This window comes from Vibrio aquimaris, assembly GCF_009363415.1.
GTDB lineage: Bacteria > Pseudomonadota > Gammaproteobacteria > Enterobacterales > Vibrionaceae > Vibrio > Vibrio aquimaris.
In genome coordinates this window covers 2,268,522-2,286,054 of sequence record NZ_CP045350.1, presented here as the reverse complement: position 1 = coordinate 2,286,054, position 17,533 = coordinate 2,268,522, and the positions used below count along the sequence as shown (strand labels likewise).

The 17,533-nt window shown below is 43.1% G+C and carries 20 protein-coding genes and 1 pseudogene; 16 read left to right on the top strand and 5 right to left on the bottom strand.

Features of this window, described 5'->3' with window-relative positions:
• Positions 1 to 30 precede the first annotated feature (30 nt).
• The 8 genes from fliL to flhB are packed head-to-tail and all read left to right on the top strand — an operon-like array spanning position 31 to position 5,511.
• Positions 31 to 528, top strand: a complete 498-nt coding sequence (fliL, locus tag FIV01_RS10535) for a flagellar basal body-associated protein FliL (RefSeq protein WP_114786697.1) — start codon at positions 31 to 33, stop codon at positions 526 to 528.
• Between the two features lie 7 nt (positions 529 to 535).
• Positions 536 to 1,585, top strand: a complete 1,050-nt coding sequence (gene fliM, locus FIV01_RS10530; protein ID WP_152430964.1) for a flagellar motor switch protein FliM — start codon at positions 536 to 538, stop codon at positions 1,583 to 1,585.
• A 17-nt stretch (positions 1,586 to 1,602) separates the two neighbouring features.
• The gene (fliN, locus tag FIV01_RS10525; protein WP_152430963.1) at positions 1,603 to 2,007 is read left to right on the top strand and encodes a flagellar motor switch protein FliN; all 405 of its coding nucleotides are present in this window, start codon (positions 1,603 to 1,605) and stop codon (positions 2,005 to 2,007) included.
• A 3-nt stretch (positions 2,008 to 2,010) separates the two neighbouring features.
• On the top strand, positions 2,011 to 2,430 hold the full coding sequence (fliO, locus tag FIV01_RS10520) for a flagellar biosynthetic protein FliO (protein ID WP_152430962.1): 420 nt from the start codon (positions 2,011 to 2,013) through the stop codon (positions 2,428 to 2,430).
• Complete coding sequence (gene fliP, locus FIV01_RS10515) at positions 2,417 to 3,295, top strand: flagellar type III secretion system pore protein FliP (RefSeq protein WP_152430961.1); 879 nt, start codon at positions 2,417 to 2,419, stop codon at positions 3,293 to 3,295. Before fliO ends, fliP begins: the two co-directional genes overlap by 14 nt.
• A 12-nt stretch (positions 3,296 to 3,307) precedes the next feature.
• The gene (fliQ, locus tag FIV01_RS10510) at positions 3,308 to 3,577 is read left to right on the top strand and encodes a flagellar biosynthesis protein FliQ (protein ID WP_114786702.1); all 270 of its coding nucleotides are present in this window, start codon (positions 3,308 to 3,310) and stop codon (positions 3,575 to 3,577) included.
• A gap of 11 nt (positions 3,578 to 3,588) precedes the next feature.
• Complete coding sequence (gene fliR, locus FIV01_RS10505; RefSeq protein WP_152430960.1) at positions 3,589 to 4,371, top strand: flagellar biosynthetic protein FliR; 783 nt, start codon at positions 3,589 to 3,591, stop codon at positions 4,369 to 4,371.
• Between the two features lie 9 nt (positions 4,372 to 4,380).
• A complete protein-coding gene (gene flhB / locus FIV01_RS10500; RefSeq protein ID WP_152430959.1) occupies positions 4,381 to 5,511 on the top strand; it encodes a flagellar biosynthesis protein FlhB in 1,131 nt (376 codons plus the stop codon).
• A 19-nt stretch (positions 5,512 to 5,530) separates the two neighbouring features.
• Here flhB and smrB read toward each other — a convergent pair whose 3' ends face one another.
• Positions 5,531 to 6,061, bottom strand: a complete 531-nt coding sequence (gene smrB, locus FIV01_RS10495; protein WP_152430958.1) for an endonuclease SmrB — start codon at positions 6,059 to 6,061, stop codon at positions 5,531 to 5,533.
• 62 nt (positions 6,062 to 6,123) lie between these two features.
• Between smrB and prmB the strand changes: the two genes are divergently transcribed.
• Together prmB and aroC are read left to right on the top strand one after the other, a co-directional pair.
• Positions 6,124 to 7,056: a 50S ribosomal protein L3 N(5)-glutamine methyltransferase gene (gene prmB, locus FIV01_RS10490; protein ID WP_152430957.1), complete on the top strand. Its 933-nt coding sequence runs from the start codon at positions 6,124 to 6,126 to the stop codon at positions 7,054 to 7,056.
• 174 nt (positions 7,057 to 7,230) lie between these two features.
• Entirely contained in the window at positions 7,231 to 8,316 is a 1,086-nt protein-coding gene (gene aroC, locus FIV01_RS10485) for a chorismate synthase (protein WP_152430956.1), read from the top strand.
• A 50-nt stretch (positions 8,317 to 8,366) separates the two neighbouring features.
• Here aroC and FIV01_RS10480 read toward each other — a convergent pair whose 3' ends face one another.
• The gene (locus FIV01_RS10480) at positions 8,367 to 8,990 is read right to left on the bottom strand and encodes a trimeric intracellular cation channel family protein (RefSeq protein WP_152430955.1); all 624 of its coding nucleotides are present in this window, start codon (positions 8,988 to 8,990) and stop codon (positions 8,367 to 8,369) included.
• Positions 8,991 to 9,204: 214 nt separating this feature from the next.
• Between FIV01_RS10480 and FIV01_RS10475 the strand changes: the two genes are divergently transcribed.
• Positions 9,205 to 9,735, top strand: a complete 531-nt coding sequence (locus FIV01_RS10475; RefSeq protein WP_152430954.1) for an elongation factor P hydroxylase — start codon at positions 9,205 to 9,207, stop codon at positions 9,733 to 9,735.
• Positions 9,736 to 9,778: 43 nt separating this feature from the next.
• Here FIV01_RS10475 and FIV01_RS10470 read toward each other — a convergent pair whose 3' ends face one another.
• Both FIV01_RS10470 and FIV01_RS10465 read right to left on the bottom strand, forming a co-directional pair.
• Positions 9,779 to 10,258 (bottom strand): hypothetical protein, encoded by a 480-nt coding sequence (locus FIV01_RS10470; protein ID WP_152430953.1) that lies wholly within the window; start codon positions 10,256 to 10,258, stop codon positions 9,779 to 9,781.
• Between the two features lie 130 nt (positions 10,259 to 10,388).
• Positions 10,389 to 10,571: pseudogene (locus tag FIV01_RS10465) on the bottom strand (LruC domain-containing protein); the annotation flags it as partial.
• A 105-nt stretch (positions 10,572 to 10,676) separates the two neighbouring features.
• On the opposite strand from FIV01_RS10465, the gene FIV01_RS10460 reads away from it, so the two are divergent.
• Together FIV01_RS10460 and FIV01_RS10455 are read left to right on the top strand one after the other, a co-directional pair.
• On the top strand, positions 10,677 to 10,940 hold the full coding sequence (locus tag FIV01_RS10460) for a YfcL family protein (protein ID WP_152430952.1): 264 nt from the start codon (positions 10,677 to 10,679) through the stop codon (positions 10,938 to 10,940).
• Positions 10,941 to 11,071: 131 nt separating this feature from the next.
• Positions 11,072 to 11,602: an NADPH-dependent FMN reductase gene (locus FIV01_RS10455; RefSeq protein ID WP_152430951.1), complete on the top strand. Its 531-nt coding sequence runs from the start codon at positions 11,072 to 11,074 to the stop codon at positions 11,600 to 11,602.
• Positions 11,603 to 11,699: 97 nt separating this feature from the next.
• On the opposite strand, the gene mnmC is transcribed toward FIV01_RS10455, so the two are convergent.
• Complete coding sequence (gene mnmC, locus FIV01_RS10450) at positions 11,700 to 13,718, bottom strand: bifunctional tRNA (5-methylaminomethyl-2-thiouridine)(34)-methyltransferase MnmC2/FAD-dependent 5-carboxymethylaminomethyl-2-thiouridine(34) oxidoreductase MnmC1 (protein ID WP_152431715.1); 2,019 nt, start codon at positions 13,716 to 13,718, stop codon at positions 11,700 to 11,702.
• A 128-nt stretch (positions 13,719 to 13,846) separates the two neighbouring features.
• Between mnmC and fabB the strand changes: the two genes are divergently transcribed.
• The 3 genes from fabB to FIV01_RS10435 all read left to right on the top strand — a co-directional run bounded on the left by fabB (position 13,847) and on the right by FIV01_RS10435 (position 17,369).
• Entirely contained in the window at positions 13,847 to 15,058 is a 1,212-nt protein-coding gene (gene fabB / locus FIV01_RS10445; protein ID WP_152430950.1) for a beta-ketoacyl-ACP synthase I, read from the top strand.
• Positions 15,059 to 15,222: 164 nt separating this feature from the next.
• Positions 15,223 to 16,359, top strand: coding sequence for a 4-phosphoerythronate dehydrogenase (locus tag FIV01_RS10440; protein ID WP_152430949.1), 1,137 nt, complete (start codon positions 15,223 to 15,225; stop codon positions 16,357 to 16,359).
• A complete protein-coding gene (locus FIV01_RS10435; protein ID WP_152430948.1) occupies positions 16,356 to 17,369 on the top strand; it encodes an aspartate-semialdehyde dehydrogenase in 1,014 nt (337 codons plus the stop codon). The genes FIV01_RS10440 and FIV01_RS10435 overlap by 4 nt, the downstream gene beginning before the upstream one ends.
• Positions 17,370 to 17,533: the final 164 nt, after the last annotated feature.

Below are 17,533 nucleotides of genomic sequence, written 5' to 3'. Positions count from 1 at the left end.
GAAAAGTAAGCAAAATAGAGAACCACGGATATGGCCGACGAAGAAATAGAAACAGAAGCTCCCCAAGGTAAAAGTAAGCTGTTAATTATTATCATCGCTGTTGTTGTATTGCTAGTGGGTGGTGGCGGGGCTGCATTTTTTATGATGGGTTCTGGAGGTGAAGAAGAAGCGGGAGAAGTTGTTGAGCAGGAAGTCGAGGTTTCATCAGAGCCAGTTTCCTATGTCAATATTGCCCAGCCTTTTCTTTTCAACGTGACTGGTGATACCAAAGAACGTTTGGTGCAGATTAAAGTGCAATTAATGGTGAGAGGGTTTGAAAATGAGAACTTAGCTCGTTACCACTCTCCTTTAATTGAAAGCTCGTTGTTGGGCACCTTTGCTTCGGCTACGGTTGAGCAACTAAGAAGTGTGAACGGCAGAGTGGAACTTAGAGACAAAGCAACAAACGATATCAAGGCGAGTTTAAATCGAGCCGTAGGGCAGCCAGTAATTGAACGTGTGTTGTTTACTGATTTTGTAATACAGTAGGTGATGAGTGACCGATTTATTAAGCCAAGATGAGATTGATGCGCTTCTCCACGGTGTGGATGATGTCGATGATGATGGCGACGGTAGTGGCGACGGTGGTGGTTCGTCAGTAGATTTTGACTTCTCGTCGCAAGACCGGATTGTTCGTGGTCGAATGCCGACACTCGAGCTCATTAACGAACGTTTTGCCCGTCATATGCGGATCAGTTTGTTTAATATGCTCAGAAAAGCGGCTGAAGTGTCCATTAACGGCGTTCAAATGATGAAGTTTGGTGAGTACCAAAACACACTCTACGTACCAACAAGTCTAAACATGGTACGTTTTAGGCCACTTAAAGGTACCGCATTGATCACAATGGAAGCGCGTTTAGTTTTCATACTGGTGGAAAACTTTTTTGGTGGTGATGGACGTTACCATGCTCGAATTGAGGGCCGTGAGTTTACGCCAACCGAGCGCCGAATTGTCCAGTTGCTACTAAAAATCGTCTTTGAGGACTACAAAGAAGCATGGTCGCCTGTAATGGGTGTTGAGTTTGAGTATCTTGACTCGGAAGTGAACCCGAGTATGGCCAACATAGTGAGTCCAACTGAAGTTATTGTTGTTAGCTCATTCCATATTGAAGTTGATGGTGGCGGCGGTGATTTCCACGTGGTTATGCCTTATTCCATGGTTGAGCCTATCCGAGAGTTGCTTGATGCTGGTGTTCAGTCTGACAAAATGGAGGCTGATGTCCGTTGGAGTAGTGCTTTGCGAGAGGAAATTATGGATGTCCCGATTAATTTTAGGGTCAACCTGCTTGAGCATGATATTTCTTTGAGAGACCTGATGGAACTTCAACCTGGTGATATCATTCCTGTTGCTATGCCAGAAAATGCCACTATGTTCGTCGAGGAGCTTCCCACATATCGAGTCAAAATGGGACGCTCAGGTGAAATGTTGGCAGTACAAGTGTCTGAGAAAATTAAACGTCCTGATGTAGTGAAAACAGACATCGCATTTTTGGGTAAAGACGTCATCTCTGAACTAGAAGAAGATGACGGAGAAATAGAAGATTAGAAAATAGGTAATTAAGTATGGATGAAGATCAAAAACTGGCTGATGAATGGGCTGCTGCGCTTGGTGAGGATCCTGATGCTCCTGAGGTAGACGTCGATGAAGTAATGTCTGCGCAGCTGGATGAGCTCGAAGATACTTCATCTCCGATTTCAGACGATGAGCGCCGTAAGCTTGACACCATTTTAGATATACCAGTGACTATCTCTATGGAAGTAGGGCGTGCGAAAATTAGTATTCGTAACCTGTTACAACTTAACCAAGGCTCGGTTGTTGAACTTGAGCGCTTAGCTGGTGAGTCCTTGGATGTATTGGTTAATGGAACCTTGATTGCCCACGGTGAAGTTGTCGTCGTCAATGATAAGTTTGGTATACGTTTAACAGATGTCATTAGTCAGACTGAACGAATTAAGAAACTAAGGTAGGTTATGACAAGTTGTAAAAACAGGCTCAACCTCTTGGCTCTGTTACCTATCTCACCATTAGCTTTGGCTGAAACAGCCAGTAATGAACAACTGGACTGGGCAACAACCTTTGGCTCTTTGATATTTGTTGTGGCGTTTATCTTGTTTCTCGCATGGTTATTAAAACGTATGCGAGTGCCATCAATGATGAATCAAGGCGGGTTAAGTATTGTTCGTCAGTTACCAGTTGGTACTCGTGAGCGCGTAGTGATTGTGCAAGCTGGAGAAGAGCAGTTCTTAGTTGGTGTGACGTCACAGTCGGTACAACTGATTTCCAAATTGGAGAAACCTCTGAACCAAGAAGAGCTTAGTAAATCAGCTCTAGCGAATACGCCTTTTGCAACTCAACTGACTCAGATATTGAAAAAAAATGATAAACACTAGTAAGTTTTTACCATTCATTCTGGCTTTTTTTTTGACAGCGTATCCGACGCTGTCGTTATCTGAAGAATCCCTTCCTACTCCCATTCCATCTAATGCAGCGCCATCGCAAGCGGTCACTGTTTCTGCAATGGAGAAGGATCAGGGAGCAGCAAGAACCATTTCCACTAGCAGCTTTTCCAGCGGCGGTGGTGGTGGCATCCCCGCGTTTACCATGACTACCAATCCTGACGGTAGTGAAGATTATTCGATTAACCTACAAATACTGGCGCTAATGACCATGTTGGGTTTTCTGCCTGCCATGGTTATTTTAATGACTTCTTTTACTCGAATTGTTGTGGTGATGTCGATTCTTCGTCAGGCTATGGGACTACAGCAAACACCGTCTAATCAAGTGATTATCGGTATCGCTATTTTCCTGACGTTTTTTATCATGTCTCCTGTCCTTGATAAGATAAATACAGATGCAATTCAGCCCTATATCAATGAACAAATCACGGCACGTAAAGCGTTTGACTTAGCTCAAATACCGATGAAAGACTTTATGCTCAAGCAAACTCGAGTGAAAGATTTGGAGACCTTTGTCAATATATCTGGTTCTGATGTTCGCAGACCAGAAGATGTCTCTATGGCGGTATTAATACCTGCGTTTATTACTTCTGAATTGAAAACAGCGTTCCAAATAGGTTTTATGCTATTCCTGCCCTTTTTGATTATAGACTTAGTGGTTGCTTCTGTTCTTATGGCTATGGGTATGATGATGCTATCGCCAATGATTGTCTCTTTACCCTTCAAATTGATGTTATTCGTGCTGGTTGATGGTTGGAATCTGATCCTGTCAACATTGGCAGGTAGCTTTGCCTTATAAAGGGAGAAGAGCATGACGCCTGAGCTATTTGTCGAATTATTTAGAGATGCGTTATGGATGGTACTCCTTATGGTATGTGCCATTATTATTCCCAGTCTATTAATTGGATTGATTGTGGCAATTTTTCAGGCGGCGACGTCAATCAACGAGCAAACATTAAGCTTTCTACCACGTCTGGTAGTGACGCTACTTGCTATGATGCTTTTTGCTCACTGGATGACACAAATGCTCATGGAGTACTTTTTCTCGATCGTTGAACGCTTACCTCAGGTTTTATATTAGGGTGGTAGAGAATGGAGTATCCGACTAGCGTAATACTGGATTGGATTGCCAATTACTTTTGGCCCTACACCCGGATTGCGGCCATGTTGATGGTGATGTCGGTGACTGGTGCAAGATTTGTGTCGACGCGGGTTCGCCTTTATTTGGGGTTAGCGATCACTTTTGCAGCCATGCCAGCAGTACCTGTTGTTCCCGATAATATTGAGCTTCTTTCTTTTCAAGGCTTTATGACGGTCCTTGAGCAGATTATCATTGGTGTTGCTATGGGAACAATCACCCAGTTTATGATTCAAACCTTCGTTATTCTCGGTCAAATACTGGGTATGCAGTCAAGTTTAGGTTTCGCGTCTATGGTCGATCCTGCCAACGGCCAAAATACACCGCTACTTGGTCAATTGTTTATGTTTTTGGCGACTATGTTTTTTTTGGCGACAGATGGTCACCTTAAAATGATCATGTTGGTTGTGATGAGTTTTAAGTCATTACCTATTGGTAGCGGATCGCTCAATACGGTTGACTTTAGAGAACTGGCTCTTTGGCTCGGTATTATGTTTCAGGTAGCGCTGAGCATGTCTTTGTCTGGCATTATTGCTTTGCTAACTATTAATTTGTCTTTTGGTGTTATGACCCGTGCTGCACCTCAACTGAATATATTCTCTCTTGGTTTTGCTTTTGCGTTGATCGTAGGCTTGTTGCTTTGTTGGTACATTATCTCGGGTTTGTACAGCCACTATGAGCTATTCTGGTTACAAGGAGAGCAGCAAGTATGTCGCTTTATTCGCTTGGATTGCTAGGGGGCTAAGTTGGCAGAATCAGACGGTCAAGAACGTACCGAAGAGGCCACGCCCAGGCGATTGCAACAGGCGCGTGAAAAAGGCCAAGTTGCACGCTCAAAAGAACTAGCATCGGTTTCAGTATTAGTTGTTGGAGCCATAGCTCTTATGTGGTTTGGGGAATGGCTTTCTCGCTCTCTCTACACTTTGATGGGAAGATTATTCAGCCTCTCCCGAGAAGAGATCTTTGACCTGACCAAGCTTTTTGATATCGCTTTCGGTGCTATGGGAGCACTATTTTGGCCGCTCATTATCATTCTTTTTGTTCTTTTTGTCGCTGCATTTGCTGGTGCCGCTGGTATAGGTGGGATTAGTTTTTCTGTTGAAGCCGCCATGCCGAAGTGGTCTAAAATGAACCCCTTAAGTGGCTTGAAGCGAATGGTCGGGGTACAAAGTTGGGTAGAGCTGCTTAAGTCAATTTTAAAAGTTATTTTAGTATCGGGCGCCGCGTTTTATTTGATCGATGCAGCCCAGGAAGATCTCTTTCAGCTCAGTCTAGATGTGTACCCACAAAATATTTTCCATGCCTTAGATATACTGCTTAATTTTGTGCTCTTGATTAGTTGTTCATTGCTGATTGTGGTCGCGATTGATATTCCATTTCAGATTTGGCAGCACGCTAATCAGCTTAAGATGACAAAACAGGAAATCAAAGACGAATACAAAGACACTGAGGGCAAGCCAGAGGTTAAAGGTCGTATTCGTATGCTCCAGAGGGAAGCGGCTCAGAGGCGAATGATGGCAGAAGTGCCTCAAGCTGACGTCATAGTGACCAACCCAGAGCACTTTTCCGTTGCATTGAGGTATAAGCAAGATATTGATAAAGCGCCTATTGTTGTCGCCAAAGGTAGCGATCATATGGCATTAAAAATTCGAGAAGTAGCTCGAGAGCATGATATCTATGTGATCCCAGCCCCTCCTCTAGCGAGAGCTTTGTATCATTCCACTGAGTTAGAGCAAGCCATTCCAGATGGCTTGTTTACGGCGGTCGCTCAAGTACTTGCTTACGTTTTCCAACTTAAACAATACCGCAAACGTGGCGGTCAAAGGCCAAACTTCAAAGCATCTGATTTACCCATTCCTCCGCAATACCGAAAGTAGCAGAATCTAATAGTGATTCTTATTTTTCTGGGATAGAGAGTAACACCAGTAGTGCACCATCACCACCAAACTCGAGAGGTGCTTGGTGAAATGCCATTACATCAGGATGTTGGGCCAGCCAAAGTGGTGCTTTCTGCTTTAGTATATGTTTGCCAATGCCATGCTGAACACAGGCACAACTGATTTCATTTTTTGTGCAATAAGCGATCATAGCGCCAAGTTCGCGTTTAGCTTCATTTTGTGTCATGCCATGCATATCTAGGAATACATCAGGGACGTATACACCGCGTCTAAGACGTTTAACTTCATAACTAGAAACATCATCTCGGGCATAACGCATTGGCCCTTCTTCACTGAGTAATGGTACAAATTCGTCAGAAAAGTAAAACTCTGTGTCGCTCGCTTCACGGGCTTGGCGTGTGATTTCTTTTTGCTTAGTGTTTCTTTTTGGTTGCTGGACTATGGTATCCTGACGTAACTTTTTAACGCCTTGTACTGCATCCTTAAAAAGGGCGAAATCGTCATTAATTTCGGTGTCTTTCTTACTCATTCGGTTATAGATACTTAAATAAAATGCTATTGGCAGTATTGTAGCGCTTTTCGGAGGTAAATTTGGATAAGATTTTTGTAGAAGAGGCTGTGTCAGAGTTACACACCCTTCAGGACATGATTCGTTGGACGGTAAGTCGGTTCAACGCCGCTAACCTATTTTATGGACAAGGCACTGATAACGCATGGGATGAGGCGTTACAGCTTATTCTTCCTACATTGTACTTGCCTATCGATGTTCCTCCACATGCTCTAAACTCCCGATTAACTAGCAGTGAACGTCTGCGCGTTGTTGAAAGAGTGGTAAAGCGTATCAATGAGCGAACGCCCACCGCTTATTTAACCCATCGAGCTTGGTTTTGTGGTCTAGAGTTCTTTGTTGATGAAAGAGTGCTTATTCCTCGTTCCCCAATCGGAGAGCTTATTCAAGCGGAATTTCAGCCATGGCTTATTGAAGAGCCAGTTCGTATCATGGACCTATGTACGGGAAGTGGCTGTATTGCTATTGCGTGTGCCCATGCCTTTCCAGAAGCTGAAGTGGATGCGATCGATATTTCTACTGATGCATTGCAGGTGGCCGAGCAAAATGTTCAGGACCATGGCATGGAGCAGCAAGTGTTCCCAATCCGCTCAGACTTATTTAGAGATCTTGCCCAAGAGAAATACAACTTAATTGTCTCTAATCCACCTTATGTGGATGAGGAAGACATGAACAGCCTACCAGATGAGTTTACTCACGAACCTGAGCTTGGCTTAGCTGCTGGCACTGACGGTTTGAAATTAGTAAGGCGTATTATTGCGAACGCACCTGACTACCTTACAGAAAAGGGTATTCTTATCTGTGAGGTTGGTAACTCTATGGTGCATATGATAGAGCAATATCCACATATACCATTTACTTGGATAGAGTTTGAAAATGGAGGCCATGGTGTGTTTATGCTGACTCATGCACAGCTACTGGAACATGCTCAAGAATTTTCCATCTATAAAGATTAATGGTAATGGCTTGTCCTGAAAGTCGCGCCAAGCTAGTTATAGCTTGGCGTTTTTGTATTGTTAAAAGCAAAATAGATCGGTTTAGGGGTTTACATCGATCTCTAATAAAGCGACTATGAAATTATTAACATTTAAAGTGTAAGTTATTATTTACAGTCTGAGGTAAAGGAAGGAATGGCAGGAAACAGTATCGGACAACATTTCCGAGTAACCACATTTGGAGAAAGTCACGGTATCGCATTAGGTTGTATTATCGACGGGTGCCCACCGGGATTAGAAATTACAGAATCAGATATACAGATCGATCTTGACCGCCGTCGTCCTGGTACCTCTCGCTATACGACTCAGCGTCGAGAGCCTGATGAAGTGAAAATTCTCTCCGGTGTATTTGAAGGCAAAACGACAGGCACATCGATTGGTTTAGTGATCGAAAATACCGATCAACGCTCGAAAGATTACTCCGAGATAAAAGATAAATTTCGCCCTGGTCATGCGGATTATACCTACCACCAAAAGTATGGAATTCGTGATTATCGTGGGGGAGGCCGCTCTTCAGCACGAGAGACGGCGATGAGAGTGGCAGCGGGTGCTGTGGCGAAAAAGTATCTCAAACAAGAGTTTGGCATTGAAATTCGAGCTTATCTTGCTCAGATGGGGGATGTATCGATCGATTCAGTTGATTGGGATGAAATTGAAAACAATGCCTTTTTCTGTCCTGATGTAGACAAAGTTGAAGCATTCGATCAGTTGATAAGAGATCTAAAAAAACAAGGAGATTCTATTGGTGCAAAGTTACAAGTTGTAGCTACCAATGTTCCTGTTGGTTTGGGAGAGCCTGTTTTTGATCGATTAGATGCTGACATAGCACACGCATTAATGAGCATTAATGCCGTTAAAGGTGTTGAAATTGGTGATGGGTTTGATGTAGTTAGCCAAAAAGGCAGCCAGCATCGTGATACGCTTTCCCCAGATGGTTTTGGTAGTAATCATGCTGGTGGAATTTTGGGTGGTATTTCCACTGGACAAGATATTGTTGCTAATATCGCACTCAAACCTACGTCAAGCATCACGGTGCCGGGAGATACGATCACTAAACAAGGTGAATCTACTCAACTTATCACTAAGGGGCGTCACGATCCATGTGTTGGTATTCGTGCTGTCCCAATTGCTGAGGCTATGCTGGCGATAGTGGTTATGGATCACTTACTGCGCCATCGTGGGCAAAATTTCGGGGTTCACACTGATACTCCTAAAATCTAATTGTTAAAAAGGCTCCTGTTGGAGCCTTTTTAGTTCAAGTCAATGTGGGCTCAATGAACAGAGCCTTCACCTTCAAGATGAAAAGAAGGTAAGCGCCATTTGAAACGAACAGCAGCCATCCTAATCAAGTAGCCAATCACTAAAGTAGAGATGGTTGCTGTTACATCATGCACCCCAAATTCAAGGAGTGTTAGATACAAACCAGAGGCAATTATTGCCACTGATGCATAAAGCTCTTCGTGCAATACCAGAGGCGTTTGGCGACAAATCAGATCGCGCAGTAGTCCTCCAAATACACCAGTAACCAATGCTGATACGATACAAATTAGAGCATGGAGACCCATCCCCATCGCGACCTTAGTTCCAATAATACTGAAAACGATTAGTCCAAGCGCATCTAAACGTATAAACAGCCCTTTGAGTTTAATAATCCATCGAGCTAAGCCAGTGGTTATTATCCCTGCAATACAAGTGATGGCCAGAAAGTGAGGGTTTTCAACCCAGCCTAAAGGGTAATGTCCGAGCAAAATGTCACGCACTGTTCCACCACCAATGGCTGTTGCACTAGCGACGAGCATGACTCCGAACCAATCCATTTTTCTTCGACCAGCACTTAACGCTCCAGTCATGGCTTCAGCCGTGATGCCAATGATATATAAAATGCTTAATAACATTGTTTCACCTTTGGTGATGAATGACAGATAAATTGACTATTCTGAAAATAATCAATAGGATTTTAGTCGGAAATGTGATCTATGACGAATGATATTTTCTCACTAGAAAATAGGCTTTCGCATAACTATTTCTAATGTTATGAATTCAAATGTTGCAACTGAGAGTGGACATGAGACAATAGTCTGAGATCTATCTATAACAACGCTTCAATTAATGCACCACCACTATCAAGATTTAATCAGTATCTTTAATGCTACATTCTTTCTAGAGTACAACACTCGTTTAGAGCTTGGAGAGGATGAACCCATATATCTACCGGCAGATGATGTAAATGTCCATCATCGGATTATTTTTGCTCGTGGATTCTATGCATCAGCGCTTCATGAAATAGCGCATTGGTGCGTAGCAGGTCCAGAGCGTCGTTTACAAGAAGACTTTGGCTACTGGTATGAGCCTGACGGTCGAAATCAATCTACTCAAGCTGAATTTGAAAAAGTGGAGGTACGTCCACAAGCTTATGAATGGATTTTATCTGTCAGTGCGGGTTTTCCATTCACCGTAAGCTGTGACAATCTTAACGGTGAGTTTGAGCCCGATAGATTGGCATTTATGAAAAGAGTACATAAAGAAGTCGGTGATATTTTGACTAATGGCTTACCTCTACGAGTGGATATGTTGTCAACCGCCTTGAGGTCCTTTTATCATCAACCAGAGCTTGATTACTCTCTATTTGAAGTAAAATAAAAACGAGCGGTATTTGATGGCTCATTTTTGTTTTGCTAGTGCACTATTGAATCAGCCAAATGGTCTCAGGTTGATTATTATGATTCAGTGTGTAAACCAGAGGACTAGTGTTAGGCTCTATAACATTGACGACAGCAATTAATGACTCGCAACGATTAGGGACTCGGAGTTGGTAACTCCCTGCTCCTAATTGAAGTGCTGCTTTAAGCAGGCAATTATCATAGTTAATTGATTCAATACCACCACCCGAATTGTCACATATCGAGATGTATACTTGAGAAGTCGCTAGGTGCGGTAGAGGCACATTAATATCAACCTCATATACTGACGTTAAACTGTTGTTAGGGTCGATTTTTATATCTGCTAAGCGAACTGTACTTGTTGCTGCATTGCTGGGTGATGTGCTAGGAGTTGTACTTCCTGTATTACCGCCACTACCGTCACCACCGCCGCCTCCACCATATGCTGAGATAGTCATTAGCATCGCAAGTCCTAGTAGGAATTTTATGTGTACGTTATGCATAATCCTATCTCCGTTAGTCTATAAATATTTTGTTATTTTGAAAGTATTCGTACCAAGTTGGTTCTGTGCGTCCACTGGCATCTTGAGCATAATCATCAAACTTATCATACGCTTCGAGTAATAAGGATGCTTCCATATATTCTGTTGGTTCTGCAGGTGCAAGAGCACAACGTGCACCATCATTTGAGCTGCTCGATGGACCATAAGTAAAAAACTCTGATGAAGAACTTGTCCCATTGATGCTCACTTTAAAGACATAACCATTACTGTTGTTGCTCGCATAGAAGTCACCATCTACATCAAAGTACACGGCGTGCCATAATGAGGCCTTGATATTGCAAGGGTTTGCGTTGAAATTCTCAATGTGAGAAGCTTGCCATTCTTTTTGAGAAGCAAACTGATTAGATATGAGAGTACAATGATTATTGAATTTGAAGAGCAGCTACTAGAGTTGATTGATACACGAATTTCCACTGCTTCCGATGATGAATTATTTGCTGGGGGGTACTTGCGAGGGCACATATCTCTGTCTGCCGCCGCATGCGAAGAAGAAGGTATTAGTGATGTGGAAGAACTGAAACTGCGTATACAGGCCAGCTTGGATGATGCACGTTCAGAACTCACCCCTGCGGATAGAACTATTGTTAATGATCTTTGGCTAGAGTTGGTAAATCAAGCATAGTCTAGAGTTAACATCATCTTTTTGATTGTTCGGAATTTTCGAATGTCCTGTTGTGTTTTTTGTTCTTGTTAGACCTAGCATTTATCGATACTCTCTTGTTTGCATAATAAGTTATAACAAGGAGTTTGTTCATGAAAATTGTTGCTTTTGGAGCGTCAACCAGCTCGACATCCATTAATAAGACACTGGCTGGCTATGCTGCTAACCTAGTTTCAGGTGCTGAAGTTAAGGTGTTAAACCTGAACGACTACGATGTGCCTTTGTTTAGTGAAGATAAAGAGAAAGAGATTGGCCAAGCAAGCGGCGCGAAAGAGTTTCTATCTGATATTGCTCAAGCTGACGCACTCGTTATTTCTTTTGCCGAGCATAATGGGTCCTACGCTGCGGCGTACAAAAACTTGTTTGATTGGGCGACGCGCATCGAAAGAAATGTGTTTGCCGATAAGCCTGCATTATATCTCGCTACCTCTACAGGACCTGGGGGCGCTGCAAGTGTGTTAGCAGCAGCGACAGTATCAGCACCTTATTTTGGGGCAAAAGTTAAAGCATCGCTATCTATTCCAAGCTTTTACGATAACTTTGACATGGAATCAGGCAAGTTGACCAATTCGTCGTTGAGCTCTCAATTAGAGTCTGCAATTGATAAGCTAAATTCGGACTAGCAGCCCTACAACGATTTCTCTCGTTGTAACTTAAGGTCATCCTCGCGGGGGCTGAATACCCCCAGCTGATTTGCCTCATTTTTATTACTGAGCGCGACTATCCTTCGCTAATCGACTTGCCTTTTCTTAGTTTCCGCACCCACATTCGACTTGGATGCAGTTCTTCTAATACGTCAATGGGTAAAGGAAGAGGATCGCCACAAATTTGTGATGCTAGTGTTTCTGCGAGCAAAGGAGAAGAAGTTAATCCGCGAGATCCCAAACCTAACATGCAAAATAGGTTAGGATAGTGTGGAACTTCCTTAGCATCCTCTACAGTATCATGCACTAAATTGACATATTCTTTTTTTATCTGCTCTAAATCACCGACATTACCCACAAAAGGCAGATGATCTCGGCTTACGCAGCGGATGCCTTGGCGCGAAAGGTTTTCTGAAGTATCTACTTGCTTTGGCCAACTCTGGTTACTCACACACCTGATGATTTTTTCACCATTGTCTTGCTGAGCGATAGGATCAAATTGGTCGTCAATCTTGTTTCTGTCATAGCTCGCACCAATGCAGTGGTGACCATTGTTCACATTTACAGGGGTTAAATAGCCATCGTAACAAAGAACGGTTTTCAAGCGACTTAACTTATGTGTTGTTGGAATATGACTAACTTGTCCCTTTACTTTGCCCAGAGGAATAGACTTTGTTTGTTTAAGTTCGTCGAATAGATGGCCGTTAGCAACAATAACGGTATCATGAACAAAAGCGTTATTATGAGTCTTTAGAGTCCAGCTAAAACCGTTATCATTAAGAATCATATCGGTGATTTTTGAATTAAAGTGCGCTTCAAATAGCGCTTGCTCTGAGAGCTCATCAATCAGTCCTTGTGTCAGTTGCGCAGGACATAACCAACCTCCGAGAGAGTAGTGGACACTGTCAACATCAACATCTAATCCAATTTTTTGATTGCTTTGAACAGCATCGAGCCTTTTCACAAGCTCAGGGCTGAAATTGGCATTCAACATACGCTCTAGTTTGGCCCGTGATTTTTCATCCCACATCAACTGGGTGACACCGCACCAATCATGATCAAAGGAAACTGAGGTAGCCACTTGCTGAAAAAATTGACGAGCAAATAAAAAAGCAGGGGCGAATACTCGTGAAACGCCAGTGTGCGATCCATTAAGTAAAGGATATACAGCACCTTGGCGGTTGCCTGAAGCGCCTTGTGCAGGTTTCGAATCTTGGCAATATAAGGTCACTCGTTTCCCTCTACGAATGAGTGCCTTTGCCAATGTGGCGCTGGCTATTCCTCCACCTATAATGGCAATGGACTCTGCAGAACTGCTTTGGTGGCGCTGAAACCAAGGTTTGTAGTTCGTGTGTAATTTTCTCTGTTCTAGATGGCCCGTTATCATTTCTCGCTTAGTGCCAAAGCCCTTGACTTTTTTCATAGTAAAGCCAGCTTCTATGAGTCCTCGCCTTACAAAGCCTGCAGCGGTAAATGTGGCGCATGTGCAATCTATCTTGGCTAACTTTGCCATTCCATCAAAAAGGGTCTGGCTCCACATATCAGGGTTTTTGCTTGGAGCAAAGCCGTCTAAAAACCACGCGTTAACTATTCCATTTCTTTCAACAGGGACTTTAGGTAAGCAATCTTTTATGTCTCCAAACCATAGATCAAGCGTAATTGCACCATCAGCAAGGACAATACGATGGCACTCAGGGACTGCGGTTGGGTAATGTGATTGGAGCTCTTGTGCATATTGAGCTAATTCTGGCCAAGCTTGGTGTGCTGTGACTAGGTCTTTTAGACTCAATGGGTATTTCTCAAAGCTCACAAAATGCAGTTCTTTTAGTGGCGCATTTGGGTTTTGACTTCTAAATTTTTCAAACCACTGCCAAACCGCAAGGAAGTTAAGACCAGTACCAAAGCCTGTTTCTCCAATAACAAATCGACGTTGGTCATAATCTTGCCATCTTTGAGGTAGATTATTTTGTAGCAGAAATACGTAGCGGGTCTCTTCAAGACCATTAACATTAGAGAAATAGACATCATCAAACGTGTCTGACACAGGGGTACCTGAGTCGTTCCAGTCCAATTTAGCATTGGTAATCGAGGTCATAATCCGTGAATTTTTGTGATGTAGACAATAAACTTGTTGCGATTGTACGGTTTTCAGGGAAAGCTGACCACTTTTAACAGGCAACTTAGTTATCATCTAGCTGATTTTTGAATTATAGGAATGTCATAATGAAACGAGTCGTAATCACCGGTATGGGTATTGTTTCAAGTATCGGTAACAACGTCGAAGAAGTTTTAGCGTCTCTTAAAGCAGGTAAATCTGGTATCACTGCCTCTGAGCAGTTTAAAGAACAAGGTCTACGTTCACAAGTTTGGGGTGATTTAAAAATCAATCCAGCTGAGTACATCGACCGTAAACAGATGCGCTTTATGGGTGATGCGGCTGCATATGCATACCTATCAATGCAGCAAGCGATAGAAGACGCAGGCTTAACTGATGAACAAGTCTCTAACGATCGGACGGGTATCGTAGCCGGTTCTGGTGGTGCTTCTGCATTGAACCAAGCTTTAGCGGTTGACACTATGAGAGCTAAAGGGGTTAAGCGTGTTGGACCTTATATGGTGCCACGTACCATGTCATCTACTGTGTCTGCCTGTCTTGCCACTCCGTTTAAAATTCGCGGTGTTAACTACTCGATGAGTTCTGCTTGTGCAACCTCTGCACATTGTATTGGACATGCGATGGAACTTATCCAGCTTGGTAAGCAAGATATCGTTTTTGCTGGCGGTGGTGAAGAACTAGATTGGTCTCAAACCATGATGTTTGATGCTATGGGCGCTTTGTCGACTAAGTACAATGATACGCCAGAGAAAGCATCACGTACTTATGATGCGGATCGAGATGGCTTCATCATCTCAGGTGGTGGCGGCATGTTGGTGGTCGAAGAGCTAGAACATGCACTGGCTCGTGGAGCGAAAATCTACGGTGAGATTGTCGGTTACGGGGCGACTTCGGATGGTTATGATATGGTTGCGCCTTCTGGTGAAGGAGCGGTTCGCTGTATGAAAATGGCGATGCAAGATGTTGAAACCATAGACTATGTCAACACCCATGGTACTTCAACGCCTGTAGGTGATGTTAAAGAACTTGGTGCAATTCAAGAGTTGTTTGGTGATGATAGCCCTGCGATTTCTGCAACTAAGGCAATGACAGGTCATGCTTTAGGTGCTGCAGGTGTTCACGAAGCTATTTATTCAACTCTAATGCTAGATAATAACTTTATCTCACCGAGCATTAATATTGAGAACCTTGATGAAGCCGCGCAAGGCCTAGATATCGTGATGGAAACGCGTGAAACGGAGCTTACTACTGTCATGTCAAACAGCTTTGGCTTCGGTGGCACAAACGCTACTTTGGTCATCAAAAAGTACCAAGCTTAAATTATAAGTCAGCTGAGGCTGAATCTATTTTTTAGTGCCTAGCATTTGCTAGGCATTTTTCTTTTTCAATAAACGGCGTTTGTTGTCATGATCAGCTAATGCTCGACACCAGTCGTGCTTTTCTGCACAATCGTATCAGTTTCTAATCGTAAACTTGTCAAGCCATGAAAATCCTCATAGATGAAAATATGCCTTATGCTGAGCAATTGTTCAGTCAATTAGGAGAAGTTGTTTTAAAACCGGGTCGTACATTGACTGCAGATGATCTGATCGATGTTGATGCGCTTATGATTCGTTCGGTCACTCAAATTAATCAATCACTATTATCCAAGGCAAATAAGCTTCGATTTGTTGGCACTGCCACTGCGGGTATGGACCATGTTGACAAAGCCTTACTTGATGAAAAAGGTATTGTCTTTACTGCTGCTCCTGGATGTAACAAAGTTGGAGTCGCAGAGTATGTGGTGAGTGTCATTATGGTGCTTGCCCAGCAGCACGGGTTTTCTATATTCGATAAAACGGTTGGAATTGTTGGGGCCGGTCAAGTGGGTAGCTACTTACAAAAATGCCTCCAAGGGATAGGGGTTAAGGTACTTGTCAATGATCCTCCTAAGGAGAAAGAAGGGGATTCCCGTGCATTTACGCCATTTGAGCAGTTAATTGAACAAGCTGATATCATTACTGTCCATACACCCATAGTGCGTGATGGTGAAAACCCGACTTATCACCTGTTCGATAAGGATGTATTGGATAAACTCCGAGGCAACCAAATTTTAATCAACGCTGCTCGGGGACCTGTGGTTGATAACACCGCGTTGAAAGCACGTTTGATTAAACAAGACGGCTTTATAGCTGCTCTTGATGTATTTGAGTTTGAACCAGAGGTAGATATGGACCTACTACCTTTACTCGCATTTGCAACTCCTCATATTGCTGGATATGGACTCGAGGGTAAAGCTCGCGGCACAACTATGATTTTTAATCGCTATTGTGAATTTTTGAATGACGATTTGCGTGCACATGAAAATAAGCTGTTGCCTAACGCGCCTGTGCCTGAATTAGTTCTCGATCGGGAATGGGATGAAGCAGTTTTACATAATTTAACTCAGCTTGTTTATGATGTGCGTAAGGATGATGCTCTATTTCGTCGTGAGATTGATAACCAAGGGGCCTTTGATAAAATGCGGAAACACTATTGGAACCGCAGAGAATACAGTGCAGTAACGCTACGAGGCAGCATAGAAGCGAACCTTGGGCCGCTAGCAGAACTAGGTTTTAAAATTGAGGTAAGAAGTCAATGAGCCAAAAATATAACGTTGCCATTTTAGGCGCTACTGGTGCAGTAGGTGAAACCATTTTGGAAGTACTCCAAGAGCGTAAATTTCCTGTTGGCGATATTTTTCTTTTAGCAAGTGAGCGCAGTGAAGGTAAAACTTATCGTTTTAACGGTAAAACAGTGCAAGTTGAAAATGTAGAAAACTTCGACTGGTCTCAAGCTCATATTGGCTTATTCTCCGCAGGTGGGGACTTGTCTGCAAAATGGGCGCCGATTGCAGCAGATGACGGTGTGATTGTTATAGATAATACATCTAACTTTCGCTACGACTATGATGTCCCGCTCGTGGTGCCTGAAGTGAACCCAGAGGCGATTGCGGAGTTTCGTAATCGTAATATTATTGCCAACCCAAATTGTTCTACGATTCAAATGCTCGTTGCTCTGAAACCGATCCAAGATGCGGTTGGTATAGAGCGGATCAACGTGTCTACATACCAATCCGTTTCTGGTGCCGGTAAATCAGGAGTCGACGAACTTGCTGGTCAAACGGCAAAGCTTCTCAATGGTATGCCAGCGGAAAATGAACAATTTTCTCAGCAGATAGCTTTTAACTGCCTTCCTCAAATCGATAAGTTTATGGATAACGGCTACACCAAAGAAGAAATGAAAATGGTGTGGGAAACGCAAAAGATTTTCAACGACTCAACAATCATGGTAAATCCTACTTGTGTTCGTGTTCCCGTATTTTATGGGCATGCGGAAGCGGTTCATATCGAAACTCGTTCTCCAATTGATGCCCAAGAAGTTGTTAACTTACTGGAACAAACAGAAGGTATTGAAGTATTTCACGGTGCAGATTTTCCTACCCAAGTAAGAGATGGCGGAGGTAAAGACCATGTCATGGTTGGTCGGATTCGCAATGACATTAGTCATCATAGCGGGATTAATCTTTGGGTGGTTGCTGATAATGTACGTAAAGGTGCTGCGACCAACGCAGTCCAGATTGCCGAAGTATTAATTCGGGATTATTACTAACAAGAGTGTCTGTGGGGCTTTTACCCTAGACGTTTTCCATAGCAAAGCCTCACATTCGCGTGAGGCTTTTTTAATCTAATTTCCAAATTTAGCGTGAGATTAATACGAATATGGCGCCAGCAACACATTTTTTAGCTATGCGTCTATAGTTTTAGCGTGTTTAT